This is a genomic window from Ensifer sp. 2TAB8, from assembly GCF_052115125.1.
Taxonomy (GTDB): domain Bacteria; phylum Pseudomonadota; class Alphaproteobacteria; order Rhizobiales; family Rhizobiaceae; genus Ensifer.
Window position 1 is genome coordinate 21,753 of the sequence record NZ_JBFRGB010000039.1, and the last position, 15,040, is coordinate 36,792.

The 15,040-nt window shown below is 62.6% G+C and carries 13 protein-coding genes; 8 read left to right on the plus strand and 5 right to left on the minus strand.

Annotation, left to right across the window (positions count from 1 at the left end; all coding sequences use genetic code 11):
• Positions 1 to 81: 81 nt before the first annotated feature.
• Positions 82 to 1,011, minus strand: a complete 930-nt coding sequence (locus AB4Z53_RS33280) for a sugar phosphate isomerase/epimerase family protein (protein WP_113537259.1) — start codon at positions 1,009 to 1,011, stop codon at positions 82 to 84.
• Between the two features lie 258 nt (positions 1,012 to 1,269).
• Between AB4Z53_RS33280 and AB4Z53_RS33285 the strand changes: the two genes are divergently transcribed.
• From AB4Z53_RS33285 to AB4Z53_RS33300, 4 genes are read left to right on the plus strand one after another with little or no spacing between them, the layout of a single operon-like run.
• Complete coding sequence (locus AB4Z53_RS33285; protein ID WP_441599608.1) at positions 1,270 to 2,397, plus strand: extracellular solute-binding protein; 1,128 nt, start codon at positions 1,270 to 1,272, stop codon at positions 2,395 to 2,397.
• A 58-nt stretch (positions 2,398 to 2,455) separates the two neighbouring features.
• Positions 2,456 to 3,526, plus strand: coding sequence for an ABC transporter ATP-binding protein (locus AB4Z53_RS33290; RefSeq protein WP_113537258.1), 1,071 nt, complete (start codon positions 2,456 to 2,458; stop codon positions 3,524 to 3,526).
• Positions 3,519 to 4,400 carry an ABC transporter permease gene (locus tag AB4Z53_RS33295; RefSeq protein ID WP_113537257.1) on the plus strand — a complete coding sequence of 294 codons (882 nt, stop codon included), beginning with the start codon at positions 3,519 to 3,521 and terminating at the stop codon, positions 4,398 to 4,400. The genes AB4Z53_RS33290 and AB4Z53_RS33295 overlap by 8 nt, the downstream gene beginning before the upstream one ends.
• Positions 4,397 to 5,251 (plus strand): ABC transporter permease, encoded by an 855-nt coding sequence (locus AB4Z53_RS33300; RefSeq protein WP_441599610.1) that lies wholly within the window; start codon positions 4,397 to 4,399, stop codon positions 5,249 to 5,251. The genes AB4Z53_RS33295 and AB4Z53_RS33300 overlap by 4 nt, the downstream gene beginning before the upstream one ends.
• Before the next feature lie 22 nt (positions 5,252 to 5,273).
• Here the strand turns inward: AB4Z53_RS33300 and AB4Z53_RS33305 are convergent, their stop codons facing one another.
• Both AB4Z53_RS33305 and AB4Z53_RS33310 read right to left on the minus strand, forming a co-directional pair.
• Positions 5,274 to 8,450 (minus strand): efflux RND transporter permease subunit, encoded by a 3,177-nt coding sequence (locus AB4Z53_RS33305; RefSeq protein ID WP_113537256.1) that lies wholly within the window; start codon positions 8,448 to 8,450, stop codon positions 5,274 to 5,276.
• A gap of 22 nt (positions 8,451 to 8,472) precedes the next feature.
• Entirely contained in the window at positions 8,473 to 9,651 is a 1,179-nt protein-coding gene (locus tag AB4Z53_RS33310; RefSeq protein ID WP_441599612.1) for an efflux RND transporter periplasmic adaptor subunit, read from the minus strand.
• Between the two features lie 427 nt (positions 9,652 to 10,078).
• Between AB4Z53_RS33310 and AB4Z53_RS33315 the strand changes: the two genes are divergently transcribed.
• Positions 10,079 to 10,732, plus strand: a complete 654-nt coding sequence (locus tag AB4Z53_RS33315) for a glutathione S-transferase family protein (protein WP_113537255.1) — start codon at positions 10,079 to 10,081, stop codon at positions 10,730 to 10,732.
• A gap of 159 nt (positions 10,733 to 10,891) precedes the next feature.
• On the opposite strand, the gene AB4Z53_RS33320 is transcribed toward AB4Z53_RS33315, so the two are convergent.
• Entirely contained in the window at positions 10,892 to 11,305 is a 414-nt protein-coding gene (locus AB4Z53_RS33320) for a BA14K family protein (RefSeq protein WP_441599614.1), read from the minus strand.
• A 205-nt stretch (positions 11,306 to 11,510) separates the two neighbouring features.
• On the opposite strand from AB4Z53_RS33320, the gene AB4Z53_RS33325 reads away from it, so the two are divergent.
• From AB4Z53_RS33325 to AB4Z53_RS33335, 3 genes are all read left to right on the plus strand, one after another.
• Complete coding sequence (locus tag AB4Z53_RS33325) at positions 11,511 to 13,112, plus strand: sensor histidine kinase (protein ID WP_441599616.1); 1,602 nt, start codon at positions 11,511 to 11,513, stop codon at positions 13,110 to 13,112.
• Positions 13,112 to 13,720: a response regulator transcription factor gene (locus AB4Z53_RS33330; protein WP_113537253.1), complete on the plus strand. Its 609-nt coding sequence runs from the start codon at positions 13,112 to 13,114 to the stop codon at positions 13,718 to 13,720. The genes AB4Z53_RS33325 and AB4Z53_RS33330 overlap by 1 nt, the downstream gene beginning before the upstream one ends.
• An 87-nt stretch (positions 13,721 to 13,807) precedes the next feature.
• Positions 13,808 to 14,290 (plus strand): heme-binding protein, encoded by a 483-nt coding sequence (locus AB4Z53_RS33335; protein WP_113537274.1) that lies wholly within the window; start codon positions 13,808 to 13,810, stop codon positions 14,288 to 14,290.
• 561 nt (positions 14,291 to 14,851) lie between these two features.
• On the opposite strand, the gene AB4Z53_RS33340 is transcribed toward AB4Z53_RS33335, so the two are convergent.
• On the minus strand, positions 14,852 to 15,040 hold a 189-nt coding region (locus tag AB4Z53_RS33340; protein WP_441598930.1), incomplete at its 5' end, for a hypothetical protein.

Here is a 15,040-nt window from a genome sequence, read left to right on the forward strand (position 1 = left end):
CGTGCTTTGCTGGCCAATCCCCCACCGGGCGGTACCGCACCGAGGAGTTCGTCGGTGCGGACGCCGGCAAGGTTGCTGAAATCAAGCCGCGGCCGCAGTGCGGCCAATTCGCGCGGAACGGGCGAGGCCTCGTGTTGCCTCGATGCACTCCTGCGCCGCATACCAGTAGCGCTGGTTGAGCTCGATGTTGAAAAGCACGCCTTCGGGAAAAATGCACTCTGCCATGAGCGCCTGCCACGGCATATCGCCCCAGCCGACCGGCAGGTGCAGATCGCCATGGCCATAGGCAAGCCGCTCGCCTTCCGTATACATCCAGATATCGTCCTGGCGGCCGAAGCTGTCATGAACGTGCAGATGCTTGGCGTAGGGCGCCAATGCCGCAATCTCGGCGACGAAACCGTCGCGATTGCCGTCAAAATCGAGTTTCAGATAGGAGTGGCTGAAATCGATGGTCGCCATGACATTGTCGTGTGCGATGGTGGCAAGCTCCGTGGCGAGCTGCCTCGGAGACGAGGCATAGCCATCCCCCTTGAAGTCTGCAAACAGTGTTTCGACGCACAGGATCAGGCCATGCTGTCGCGCCAGGTCGCCTGCCTTTGAGAGTGCGTGGCGCTGCCGTTCATACGCAGCCTCGGTGCCCTCAGCCTGCTGGCGCGGGGCAAGGCCGGAATGCATCACATAGTGTTCGGCCCCAATTTCTGCTGCGACCTCCAGAGAGGCTTCCAGGACCTCGAAGTGGCGCGGCAGGCGCCAGGCCTCGTCCATGAAATTGATGGCGAGTGGACCGTGGACGGAATAGAGAACATCGCGGCCACGGCAAGCATTGAGCAAGGCGGCAAGTTGCGGCCTGCGGACGCGCCCGCCGACGACAACATCGAGATCGAAGGTTGGAATCTCGATCGAGTCCACACCCAGCGCCTCGATCATGTCCAGCTCGGCGCCGAAGTCCGAGAGGTCAGCCGCCCTCCTGTGTGCCGAAATGCCGATACCCTTTACGCCAGCGGATGTCATCGTTCCAAACCTTTCATGGGAAACAAGCCGGGAAGTGGTTGCGGACCACCCCCTGAATTGGTCCTCGGGCTATTGGCCGAATATGTCAGTCCGCCGACAAACAAATGACCGTTCGATGAAGATTGCAGCAAAGGGTACGAAGCTTTGACCGACCCCCATTTTGGCACGGTCTCCTTTGCATGACTGTCACAGAGCAACCCTAAGAGCGGAGCCCAGCAGGCGGCCGATCCCCCGGCCGTCACCAAGGAGAGCTCCCCGATGATGCCTGTTAGCCGACGTAGACTGATGAAGGGTGCGGCCGCCGTTGCCGGCCTGTCGCTCGCAGCCCCGTTCGTATCCCGCGCGGGCTTTGCCGCCGGATCCTCGGGTAGCGTGAACATCTTCGCCTGGGCAGGCTACATCTCGGACGAGATGCTGGCGGCGTTCGAGAAGGACACCGGCATCAAGCCGGTCTACACGCCCTATGGCACCAACGACGAACTGCTCAACCAGATGCGTGCGAGCAACGGTACCGGCTACGATATCATCTGGCCGGCCGTCGACCGTGTGCCGAACTACGTCGAACTGGGCCTCATCCAGCCGATCGACGAGACGAAGGTGCTCTGGGACCGCGTGCTCGTCAGTGCCGCAAAGGGTTCGGAGACGCTTGGTGCCGTCGTTGGCGGAAAGCGTTATCAGGTCCCGACCGATTGGGGCACCGAGGCCATCAGCTTCGACAAGAACACCGCGCCGCTCGAATACGGCGCTGCTTCCTATGGCGACATCTGGAAGCCCGAAATGGCCGGAAAGGCCACTGTCCGCGGCCATTCGGGCCTCGTTGGCCTGGGCCTCTGGCTGGAGGTGCAGGGCAAGCTGCCGAAGCCGATGCGCGACAGCTTCAAGGATGAAGCGACGATGCGCGCGAACTACGACGTCATCCTCGCCGAGGCCATTCAGCGCAAGGGCAACATCGCGCAGTTCTGGTCGAACGAAAACGAGGCTCAGGGCGCCTTCCGCGCCAATGGCGTCACCATCGGCCAGACCTGGGATTCGTCAGCCGCCGGCCTTGCCAAGGAAGGCCTGCCGATCGGTTTCGTCGCGCCGAAGGAAGGTGCCCTGACCTGGATGGAGGGCGTCTCCATCCCCGTCGGCACAACCAACGTCGAACAGGCCTACGCCTTCCTGAACTGGGTGCTGACGCCGGAAGCCGGCGCGCTCTACGCCAACCACACCTCGATCAACACGACGGCCGTTGGTGCTGAGAAGTTCCTTTCCGAAGCGTCGCGCAACTTCTTTGCAGCGGCCTATCCGGGCGATGCGCTGGAGAAGCTGTGGTGGTGGCCGGTGCAGGAGAACTGGTTCGTCGCACTGCGCAACGAATACCAGGACAAGTTCCTTTCCGCCTAAGCGAGCGAACACCAGACGGCGGGGGGCTTGGCTCCCGCCACTTTTTCAAGGAAGCAGTATGTCCCGCTCCGTCGAACTCACCGACATCGAAATGACCTTCGGCAAGACTCGCGCAGTTGAAAAACTGTCCGTCGCGATCGAAGGCGGTGAGTTCTTCTCGATCCTCGGCCCCTCCGGCTGCGGGAAAACGACAATCCTGCGGCTGATCGCCGGCTTCGTCCAGCCGAGCGCGGGCCGTGTCCTGATCGGTGGCCGGGACATGGCCGGGATCGGTGCTGCCCAACGGCCGACCTCGATGATCTTTCAGTCATTGGCGCTCTTCCCGCTCATGCCCGTGTGGGAAAACATCGCCTTCGGGCTTGAAGTGCGCGGCGTGCGCAAGGCCGAACGGCGGCGACGCGCCGAAGAATTGCTCGAGCTGATCGCCCTTCCCGGTTACGGGGACCGGATGGTTCACGAGCTTTCCGGCGGCCAGAAGCAACGCGTGGCGATCGCGCGTGCGCTTGCGGTCGAGCCGCAGGTCCTGCTGCTCGACGAGCCGCTTTCGGCACTCGACTTGAAGCTGCGCCAGCACATGCGCGCAGAACTCCGCGCTTTGCAGAAGCGCACGGGCGTCACCTTCGTCTATATCACGCACGATCAGTCGGAAGCGCTGGCGATGTCGGACCGTGTGGCGGTGATGAGTGCGGGCGTGCTGCAGCAGGTGGCAGCGCCGCTGGAACTCTATGCCAACCCGGCCACGCCCTTCGTCGCCCGGTTCGTCGGCGAGACCAACGCGTTCCAGGGGCGTGTCGAGCGCATTGCCGACGGCATGGCCGCAATCGAGACCGAGCACGGGATTTTCACCGGTCGCAGCGGCGGTGGACTCAAGGTCGGGGATCGTGCCGCAGTCTACGTCCGACCGGAGGCTATTACACTTGCCGGCGAAGCCGACCGCAATGGTTTGAAAGCTGTCGCCGAACAACTCGAATTCGAAGGCGCGACCGCAATGCTGCACGCAAAGACGGACGGTGGGCACCGTCTGGCGGCCGCCCTGCCGCATCACCGGCTGGCGGAGGCGCCGGCGGCCGGAACGCCTGTCCGACTGTCGTTCTCTTCCTCGCAAGCGCTGGTTCTTGCAGATGCATAGCCTGTTTCAACGATTTGGCCCGGGGCTCGGGAGCGCAATCGTCATCTGCGTTGCCGTCTGGCTGCTGGGGATGGTTCTCGCGCCGAACGTGATGATGCTCGACTTCTCGCTCCGGCCGAACCTGACGCCAGCACAGGTGGGAGGTCCGGAAGATGGTTACACACTTTCCCATTTCGCGGCACTGTTCTCAGACCCGGTCCATCGAGCGATCTTTTTCAAGACCATATGGGCGAGCGCGCTGGTGATGGCGACGACCTTCGTCGTCACCTATCCGATCGCCTTCTGGCTGGCAAAGGTCGCCAAGGGCAAGGCGGTTGCGCTGGTGACCGTTGCCCTCATCATTCCCTTCTGGATCAACGAGGTGCTGCGGACGCTCGCCTGGTACATTCTGCTTGCCTTCAACGGACCGCTCAACGCCGCCCTTCTCTGGCTGGGCGTGATCGATGCGCCGCTGCGCTGGTTCGGTGATTTCGGCGTGCTCGCCGGCATGGTCTACGCCTATATCCTGTTCATGCTGTTTCCGATCTTCAACTCGATCAGCACGCTGGACTCGGCACAGATCGAGGCCGCCCGCAACCTTGGCGCTTCGACCGTTCAGATCCATCGCCGGATCGTCATCCCGCACGCCAAGGCGGGGATCGCGACCGGCTGCGTTTTCACCTTCATGCTCGCCGCCGGCAGTTATGTGGCGCCGGCCCTGCTGGGTGCGCCCGGTAGCCGCTGGTTCACGCAGATCATCTACAACTGGTTTTTCGAAGGCGGCAATTGGAACCGTGGCGCAGCCTACGCGCTGGTGCTCCTCGCGCTCTGTATGGCCGTTGTCATGGCGGCGTTGAAGATTTTCCGCGTCAACCTTGCGGATGTGGCCAAATGAGCATGTCCAGCAAAGTGTCTCTTGCGACGACCCCATCGGTCGGATTGTTGGCAACCTTCGGCCGCCTCATGCCGCCGGTCATCTTCGCCACCTACATGGCGCTGTTCTTCGCCTATCTGTTCCTGCCCTTGGCGGTGATGGCGGTGGCGACGTTCAACACCAGCAAGTTTCCGACAGTCACACCCTGGCTCGGCACGACACTCGACTGGTTCGCCGCGCTTTGGGCAGACAGCGCCATGTGGCAGGCGCTTTGGCTATCGATCCTCATTAGTATCGGGGTGATCGCCATTTCGCTGCCGATCGGAACTGCCGCCGCGCTCTTCCTTAACGGTCTCCAGGATCGTTCACGCAACTTCTTTTATGCGCTGATGGTTTCGCCGATGCTGACCCCCGGTGTAGCCATTGGCATCGCCACGCTTGTGCTGTGGCGCCAGGCCGGCATCGGCGGGGGCACGCTGCTCATCATCGTCGCGCAGTCGAGCTTCATCTCCGCCTATGTCATGCTGATGGTCGCGGCGCGCTTGCAGCGGTTCGACCGGACGCTCGAGGACGCCGCTGTCGACCTCGGTGCCTCGCGCCTCATGGTCTTCCGTCGGGTTCTGTTGCCCTATCTCAAGCCTTCTTTGCTGGCGGCAGCCTGCATCGCCTTCCTGCAATCATTTGAGAACTACAACACGACGCTGTTTGTTCGCGGCACCGAAACGCCCTTGACCGTCTACATAGCGACGAAGGTTCGCACGGGCCTCACGCCAGCGGTCAATGCGCTGGGACTGACGCTCATCGTTCTCACAATCGTTGCAGCCATCGCCTATGAACTCGCGCGGCGGAGCCGTTCGCAAACATCCGTCTGAGTCCTCTGCCGCATGCGAACTTTCATGTATCGGCCTGATGGTCCGTAGCATCTGAGACAGCTCGGCCGGCGGTTGCCGGCAGCTGCCGTTCGCGCCGTACCTTGAATGACGCTAGCTGAAACAGTTGCGAGATCCACCGCGTCAGATCCTCCATGTAGAGGTAGATCACAGGCGTCACGAAGAGCGTCACAAACTGCGATACCAAAAGACCGCCGACCACCGCGACGCCAAGCGGCTGGCGCAGTTCCGCGCTTGCGCCGCTGCCGATCGCGATCGGCAATGTGCTCATGATCGCCGCTGCGGATGTCATCATGATCGGGCGGAAACGCATCAGGCAGGCCCTTTGGATCGCCTCTCGGGCCGGACTGCCGGACCGTTGCAGCGCCAGCGCCACGTCGATCATCATGATCGCGTTTTTCTTGACGATGCCGATCAGCATCAACACGCCGACGATCGCGATGATCGAGAGGTCGAAGCCGCAAAAATAGATTGCGAGAAGCGCACCGGAGATGGCCGACGGCAGACCGGAGAGCACGGTCAGCGGATGGATGAGGCTTTCATAGAGAACGCCGAGCACGAGATAGATCGTCACGATGGCCGCAAGGACGAGGAAACCCTGGTTGGCGGCAGCATCCTGGAAGAGCTGCGTGGTGCCGTAGTTTCGGGTGGCGATCTCTGAGGGCATGCCGATCTCTGTCTTGAGACGAGCGACCTCCGCAAGCGCGTTGCCAAGAGCGACCTGGGCCGGCAGGTTGAAGGATATGGTGACGGCCGGCAATTGGCCGAGCTGATTGATGGTGAGTGGTCCGGAGACGGTTTCGATGCGGGCGAAGGCGCCGAGGGGCACCAGCGCACCATTCGCGCCGCCCACACGCAGTTCGGCGAACCTGTCGGCAGACCACTCGATGCTCGGATCGAGTTCCATGATGACTTCGTAGCTGTCGCCGGCCGTGTAGATCGTGGAGATCTGCTCTGCGCCGAAGCCGCCATAGAGTGTCGTCCGCAGCTGACTGGCATCGACGCCGAGCGTTGCCGCCTTATCGAGATCGACGACCAGGCGTGTTTGTGGCGCATTGATCTGCAGGTCGCTGTTGACGTCGGTGAAGTACGCGCGATCCGCGCTCATCGCGTCGCGGAGCTTTTGCGCCCACTCGTTCATCAGCGGCTGATCGAGGCTCTGGAGCACCAGCTGATACTGGCTGGCGGAGACGCGCGACCCGACGGAGAGGTTCTGGATCGGCGACATGAACGCCTGGATGCCGGGAATTGCCGCAAGCTCCCGGCGCAATTCCGCAAGAACGGTTTCGAGCTGAGGGCGGTCGCGCTTCGGTTTGAGTTCCACGAAAAGGCGCCCGGTGTTGAGGGCCGTCGATGCCCCGCCCGATCCGATCGTGCTTGCGACATGGGCGACGTAGGGCGACTTGGCAAAGACCGCTTCGACCTTGGACTGAAGCGCAGACATCGCAGCAAAGGAAATGTCCTGGCGGGCCTGGGTGGTGACCTGGAGCTGGCCGATATCCTCCTGAGGAAAGAAGCCCTTCGGGATCGAAACAATCTGGTAGGCGGTGATCGCCACGGTGAACAGGAAGAGAAGAAGTACCAGGGCGCGCTGCCGGATACAGAAGGAAAGCAGCCCTTCGTAGGTCTTGAGGATGCGCGCAAAACCGCGTTCGAACGCAAGGTCCAGCCGCGTAAGCACGCCGCCTCCGGCACTTTCACTGTTGGCAGGCAGCCGGGCGGCGAGCATCGGCGTCAACGTGAGCGATACGAAGGCGGAAGCGAGGATCGCAACAGTAACGACCACGGCGAATTCGTGAAGAATCCGGCCGATAACGCCGCCCATCAACAGCACCGGTATGAACACTGCGACCAGCGACAGGGAGATTGCAACGATGGTGAAACCGATTTCCTTCGAACCGGCAAGGGCTGCCGAAAAGGCGTCGCTACCTTCCTCTTCCATGTGCCGAACGATGTTCTCCAGCATGACGATCGCATCATCCACGACAAGTCCGACGGAGAGCGTAAGCGCCATCAGCGAGATGTTGTCGATCGAAAAGCCGAGCGGATACATCGCGGCAAAGGTGGCGATGATGGAGATCGGCACCGCCAATGCCGGGATGAGCGTGGCCCAGAGGCGGCGCACGAAGACGAAGATGACGAGGATTACGAGGCCAATGGTCAGCGCGAGGGTAAACTGAACGTCGTGGACCGCGCCACGAACGGAGACCGACCGGTCGTTGAGCGTTTCGATGCTGGCCGCTGCGGGTAGCGACTGGCGCAGCGACGGCAGTAGCGCCTGCACCCGGTCGACGACTTGTACCGTGTTTGCGTCCGGCTGGCGCAGGATTGCCAGGATGATGGCGCGCGATCCGTCATGCCAGCTCGCCGTCTGATCGTTGGCGATGGAATCGATCACCGTCGCGACGTCGCCCAGCCGCACAGGCTTGCCGTTGTCGCTCTTGATGATGATGTTGGAGAAGTTCGCGGCGTTCATGCGCTGTGTATCGGCGACGATCGCCACCTGGCGGTCTTTCGTCCGCGCGGTGCCAAGCGGCGAATTGTCGTTTGCCGCAGCGACCGCGGTTTTCAACGCATCCACGGAGATGCCACGCGCCGTCAGCGCATCCGGGTGCATCTGAATGCGCACCGCGAATTGCTGGCTGCCGAAGATGGACACTTCGGCCACCCCGTCGAGCACGGACAACGTAGGGGATATCACCTGCTGAGCGATCGCATCGAGGTCGGTAAGAGGCACCGTATCGCTCTTCAGCGCAAGCAGTAGAACCGGGGCATCGGCCGGGTTGACCTTACGATAGCTTGGCGGCGCCGGCATGTCCTGTGGCAGGAGCCTTAGCGTCCTGGTGATCGCCGCCTGCACATCGGCGGCAGCGGCGTCGATGTTGCGACCGAGCACGAACTCGATCGAGATCGATGTGGATCCAAGGGAATTGGTCGTCGAGATCGTGTCGATCCCCGCAATGGTGGCGAACTGCTTGATGAGCGGCGTTGCAACCGAGGTCGCCATGGTGTCCGGCGACGCGCCGGGCAGCGACGCCGAGACGTTGATGACCGGGAAATCGGTCCGCGGCAAAGCTGCTATCGGCAGCACGAGATAGCTGAATGCGCCCGCAAGGATGAGCGCAACCGACAGCAGCGCTGTGGCGATCGGGCGGCGAATGCTGAACTCGGACAGTGGCATCTTCGTTCACTCCCGAAATTCCTCAATCCGTCAGCGGTTGTGCGGCAGGAGGCACCACTTTGACGGCGTCGCCCGGCTTCAGACGGGCTTGTCCCTCGACCACGACCTTTTCACCCTGCGTGAGCCCCGAAGGGATCACGGCCAGCTTGCCGTCATCGAACAGTGGCTTTACGGCCAGTGTTTCCACCGTGTTGTCGTCCTTCACATGGAAGACGAAGGGGCCGTTCTGGCCCGGTTGAACCGCAACGCTCGGGATGACCGGCGCCTGGTGCAATTGCTCCTGTTCGATATCAACATCGACGAACTGACCCGGCCATAGCTTTTGCGCGCCATTGGGAAAGGTCGCCCGCATGGTGATCGTGCCGGAGGTGGCGTCGACCGAGGAGTCGATGAAATCGAGCACACCCTCGCCTATGGCCGTTTCCGAACCGCTGAGCTTGGCGCGCACGCGCGGCGGCTTGCCCTGATCCAGCAGCGCCTTGAACGTCTGCAACTGCTCTTCCGGCAAATGGAAGGCAACCTCGATCGGGTCGATCGCGGTAATCGTCACCAGGTTGGTGGAGGTTGCGCCCGTCTGCCCGACGAGATCACCGAGAGTGACCTGGACAACGCCGAGGCGGCCGCTGATGGGTGCGGTGATCTGCGTCAGGCTGAGCGCGACCTGATCGGCCTCGACGGAGGCCCGGTCAGCATCAAGCGTCGCCTCGGCCGACTGCTGCACCGAGAGCGCGGTATCATAGGTCTGCTGCGTTCCCGTCTTGTCGTCGCGCAGGGTTCTGGCGCGCTCGAGTTCTGTTTTGGCGTCCGAAAGCAATGCCGTGTCCTTCGCGACGATTGCCGTGTCACGCGCGAGCTGTGCCTGCATTGCTCGGTCATCCAACGCGAAAAGCGGATCTCCGGCCTTGACCATCTGCCCGTCCTTGACGTGGATGGCTGTGATCTGGCTCRCAATACGAGCACCGACCTGTACGGTGTCGGGTGCCTGGACATTGCCCAGGGCGTGGACAATGACGGGCACGTCCTTGAGCGTAACCGTGGCCGTTTCGACGGAGATGGCGCCACCGTGTTTGGAGTCGGCAGAGACGCCACGGGCAGGCTTTGCCTCGCTTTGCACCGCCGTCCGGGTTACACTGGCCCCAGCGGCGGCCACGCAGACGAGACCGGCGGCGACGAGGATCGCGATACTTAATCGACTGGCCATCAGCGCCTCCGTATTTCTCGATTGGCGCAGCATCGGCCGCCGCGAAGGGCCGCGACCTCAGCGCCAAAAGACGATATTCGCACAGCCAGCATGGTCCGTTTGCGGGTGAGCGCACGTGTAAGGGGCCCTGCTGATCTGTTCGACCAATTGGGCGGCGGTGGCTCTCTCTTTGGAAGAAAGCTCGCGTCGTGCCAACACTTCCGAAATTGGGCGCCAATCTGGCCGCTTCAATGGCGCAACACGCTGAAAAACAATTAAAAATTGTTCATGTTTCGCGCCCCACACGCATGTGCCGCTGGCAACAGTTCCCGTTACGGAACGGGCTTCCCCCTGGGGAAGCTCAAGTGGAATGCGAGAGCGCCGTAGCCGAATGTCGGGAATTCGCTCGGCCGGCCGTCTTTAGGATAGACAGCCATGGAGGATGAGGATGCCTATCACCATTACCGCCTTTGAACGTTCGCCGGACCGCGGTAGGGGACTGGCCCGTGACATGCGCGTTCGCTGGGCGCTCGAAGAAGTTGGTCAGCCCTACGACGTCCGCCTGCTTTCGTTCAAAGCGATCAGGGAGCCAGCGCATCTCGCGCTTCACCCCTTCGGCCAAATTCCGACCTATGAGGAAGGCGATCTCGCGCTGTTCGAATCCGGAGCGATCGTGTTCCACATCGCGGAGCGCCACGAAGGGTTGCTGCCGGTCGACGCCAACGCCCGGGCCCGCGCAATCACCTGGATGTTCGCCGCACTCAGCACGGTGGAGCCGCCGATCATCGAGCGCGAAGTCGCCAGGCTGCTGGAGCGCGACGAAACCTGGTATGAGCAACGCCTGCCGGCCGTCGAGGAACGTGTCCGCAAGCGCCTGCGTGAACTCTCCGACCGCCTTGGCGAGGCCGCGTGGCTCGACGGCAATTTCAGTGTGGGCGACCTACAGATGATATCTGTCTTGCTCCGGCTGAAGGGATCGGCGCTGCTGGACGAATTTCAGAACCTTTCCGCCTATGTCGCCCGTGGCGAAGCGCGACCCGCGTACAAACGCGCCTTTGCAGCACAGCGAGCGGTCTTCGAGGCCGCATCGGCAAGCGCGTGATGGCTCACTTTCTGCGCGGCCCTCCCGGCGGTCGAGTGAACAGCCTCACACCTTCGCGAAAATTGATGATTGCGCAGCTATGGATTGCATGGACTAATAGGGTGGCAACGCTCTTTAAGAAGCCAAAGCGAAAGAGGCAAATTCGCCGAAACCGCGGCCTTAGCGGCACTCGTAGCGTCTGCCATCACGGCCGATGAAGGTTCCGCTGCGTGAATCATAGCTACGATAGCGGGCGAGGCAGCGTGCGTCCCGCTCATTGAGGCGATACTGGTCGTTCTGGCGGCGGCGCTCTTCTTCCTGCGCCGCACCGATAATGATCGCGCCGAGCGCCAGTCCGATCGCACCGGCGGCGATGCCGGCCTTGAGTTCCCGCTTTTCCTGCTTCTCGCGTTTCTCGCGCCAATGATCCCGACGTGACTCCTCGCAGCGCCAGCGGTCCCTGCCATGGTAGTCCCTGCAGTAGCGCCGTCCGCCATCGAAATCATCCGCGAGGACGATCGGCGGCGCCGCAGGCACGGCCGCCGCCAGTATGCACATCAGGCCGAGAATTCTACCGTAAGCCAAGCCACGCATTGTCAGTCTCCTTCGATCACTACGCCAGAATGCTTGGCAGCCCTGTGTTGCGGAGACATTGCGGCTCGGATCTGATCTCGCCGAAAGGCTCGCGTGGTGGACGGGGCAGTGTTCGCGGTCGGCGAAGCTCGTGTTGCAACGCTGCGCGGGGCACCTCGATGGATTGACAGAGCGCATTTCAGCGGCGAGATGATCAAGGCGAACAATGACCGCGCCTGGCCGCGACCGCTCTCTGCTGAAGGCAGCGCATGACAACAAGACCGCCCAACCGATGATGCACAGCAATCGTTCGATCTTCGAACGCCCCTTCCATATGGTCGTCCTGTGGTGCCTCCTCCTGGCGCTCGGTGGCGTCGCGTTGGCGGGTTGGGAGCGGCAGGCACTCGTCGCCGAACTCGAGCGGGAAAGCGCGCTCCTCCATAGCCTCGCCTCACAGCGGGTTGATCAGCACGATGCACATCTGACGGCGCTCTCGGCGGTCGCTGTTGCCTCCGAGGGGCGCAGGCACGACCTGTTTCTGGAGGTTGCCCGCACGATTGCGCGTTTCTATCCGCGGATAGACGAAGTTCAGCTCGTCCCCCTGGATGCAAGCGCCGAAACGGTCGGTACCGGTCCACTCGATGCCAAGACGGCAGAGCTCATTCGCGCGGCCGCCAGGGCATCGGATGGGCGCATCGCACTCTTGCCCCATCCGCAACGGGCCGATCACTACATCATGATCAAGCGCAGTCCGAACACCGACGAGGCGCGCTATGGTCTGATGCTCGGCATCGACGCAGCGAAGTTGATTGGAGATGGCGGGCCGTTCTGGTCTCGCCCCGGGGTCGCGGTTCGGCTCTCGCTGCCGGACGGGCACGTCCTGCTACCGACCGCCCTGCCCGAGGCAATCCGCTTTTCCAAGGCGCTGAGCAGTGCGTCGCAGCCGCTGCTTCTGGAAACAGGCATGGAGATCGGGCTTGCGGACATGTTCCCACCCGTCCAGACCGGCTTGACGCTTCTGGTGGTCAGCCTCGCCTATCTCGCCGGCCTGGCGGCACTGCGTCAGCGTGCGCGCACGCGCGCAGCAGAACAGCAGGCAACCCTCAGCGCGCTGGAATCGCGCCTCACGCACGCGTCGCGCGTCAACGCGCTCGGCGAAATGGCGAGCGGCATGGCGCATGAACTGACCCAGCCGCTAACCGCAATTCTGGCGCAGGCGCAGGCCGGGCGAAGGCTGCTCGCTCAAGGACAGGACACAGCACTTGCTCCGGTGCTGGAGGACACCGTAAGCCAGGCGCGCCGGGCATCGGCCATTTTGGAAAGGTTCCGAAACTGGTCGCAGCCGCATGCTGTGCCGGTTGCCACCTTCGATCTGCGTCACGCGCTTGCAAATGTTGACGCGCTACTGCAACCGGACGCGAGATCTCGCGGAATTCAGCTTGATTTTCAGATTCCGGAAACACCGGTATCGGTCGTGGCCGATCCGGTTGAGATAGAGCAGGTCGCGTACAATCTGGTGCGTAATGCCTTTGAGGCATTGGCTGCAGAGACAGACGAGAGCGGACGCGTGACGGTTACCCTGAGCGAGGGAGACACCGCAGTTGTCTTCGATGTCGCTGATAATGGTCCCGGCGTTTCGGAAGCACTGCGCCCAAGGCTGTTCACGCCATTCATGACGACACGCGTCGGGGGCACCGGGCTCGGTCTGGCGCTGAGCCAGCGACTGGTGGAACGCGCCGGTGGCGAAATCGCCCTGGTTGAAAGTGACCATGGCGCCACGTTCCGCGTGACGCTGCCACGTCCCCGCCGAACCGAGGAACCGATGTGATGACGCATCCCGTCTATCTCGTTGACGACGACGATGCGGTGCGTCGCGCGCTCAGCCTCTTGCTCTCGACGGTCGGGATCAAGGTCACTGGGTTTTCGGATCCGCAAGCCTTTCTCGCCCAGGTATCCCGCCTCGACCCTGGCTGCCTGGTGCTCGATATCCGCATGCCCGCCATTTCGGGGCTGAAGCTGCAGGAAAGGCTGACGGAACACGGGATAGACTGGCCGACGATCGTGATCTCCGGGCACGGCGATATCGAGGCATGTCGCCGCGCCTTTCGCAACGGCGCAATCGACTTTCTCTCGAAGCCGGTGGATGAGCAGGACTTGATCGACGCGATCCACAAGGGCCATGAACTGCTGGAGCGCACCATGCGCGCCCACGCGGAAAAAGCCGAAACCTTGGCCCTGCTTGCGGCACTCACGCAGCGTGAGCGCGAAGTTCTCGATCGGATTGCCGCAGGCTTCACCACCCGCCAGATCGCCGAAGGCCTCGGTCTTTCGCCCCGTACGGTCGAAAGCCATCGCGCCGCCATCGGCGCCAAACTCGGTAGCACTTCACAAGCGGAGATGACGCGCATCTGGCTCGACGGGACGAAAACTCCGTAGAACTACGGATAGGCGYGCAAGCCCTACGAATACCCACGATATCTGCGGCGGGATAACCTTTTCACATCAACAGGAAAGGAACCTATGATGATCCGCAATATCGTGCTCGCAGCCGCGCTTCTCGCTCCCGTTGCCGCCACGGCGCAGGAACTGCCGACCGCGGCCTACCTGCCGCTCGACATGGCCATCAAGGCTGCCGACGCCGCAGTGAAAGCTTGCGCCGCGGAAGGCCACAATGTCAGCGTTGCTGTTGTTGGTCGCGATGGGGCAACCAAGGTGCTGATGAAGGCCGACAATTCCGGTCCGCACACCGGCAACAGCGCCCAGGGCAAGGCCTTCACCTCCGCCGCCATGGGCCGCGACACGGCCGGCCTCGGCGAGTTCATCGCCTCCAAGCCGGCAAATGAAGGCCTCCGCGACATGGACGCGCGCATGGTGATCCAGGCCGGCGGCGTGCCGATCAAGTTCGGCAAGGCCCTGGTCGGTGGCATCGGCGTGGGTGGCGCACCGTCGGGCGATATCGACGCAAACTGCGCAACCGCCGGCCTTCAGGCAATCGGCGCGAAGTAATCCGCTAGACATCGGAAGTGGCCCTCCCAGGAGGGCCGCTTTCGCTTTGCAGGGCTGGGCATGTGAACGGACCCACCAGAAGTTTCCGCATGGCGGAACGGCGTCCTGACCGCAAGGCAGTTGCCGCAGCCCAAGCGACATCTTCCACCGGCGCCGCATCATTCTCCATGAAATCCAGTTCGCTGCCCGCCGCAACGAGACGTGCGTCACCCGGAGTACGCACCGCGACGACAACCTCTCCGTTGCCAGACGCGTCGTCCCAGCGTCGGTCGCTAGGTGGCGCCACCGGCACGACGCGATAGACGTTCAATGGCTCGTCCGCATCTCCGGACGCCATGTTTCGGCGTCGACTGGCTGGGCGTTGATTTCCTAAGAATGTCCGAAGTTGGCACCGCCAAGTCGGCCGGTTTGTTCCATTGCTGCACGGCGCGGCCTCGCTTCAGGTGTCGGATCGAACATCGATGAATGCAGGCCACCCGACTGGCGCCGGTTGCGGCACGATACCTCGACTTGCCGGAGTGAAGGGCGCAACAGGCGCCCTCCACGTCCCACGATAGCCGGTCAGAAGCGAACGCGAGCGCCGACCTTGGCGCCGGCCGACTGCGAACCGTCGCCTTCGATGTTGAACAGCAGCGAGAAGTCGAGGTCCCAGTTGTCGGTGTTCGACAAGGCCAACCCGGCTGAAACCCGCCCGAACAGGCCTTCGCCGTCGAGCGAGGCGAAGCCGACATCGGCACCGACCGACGGCGA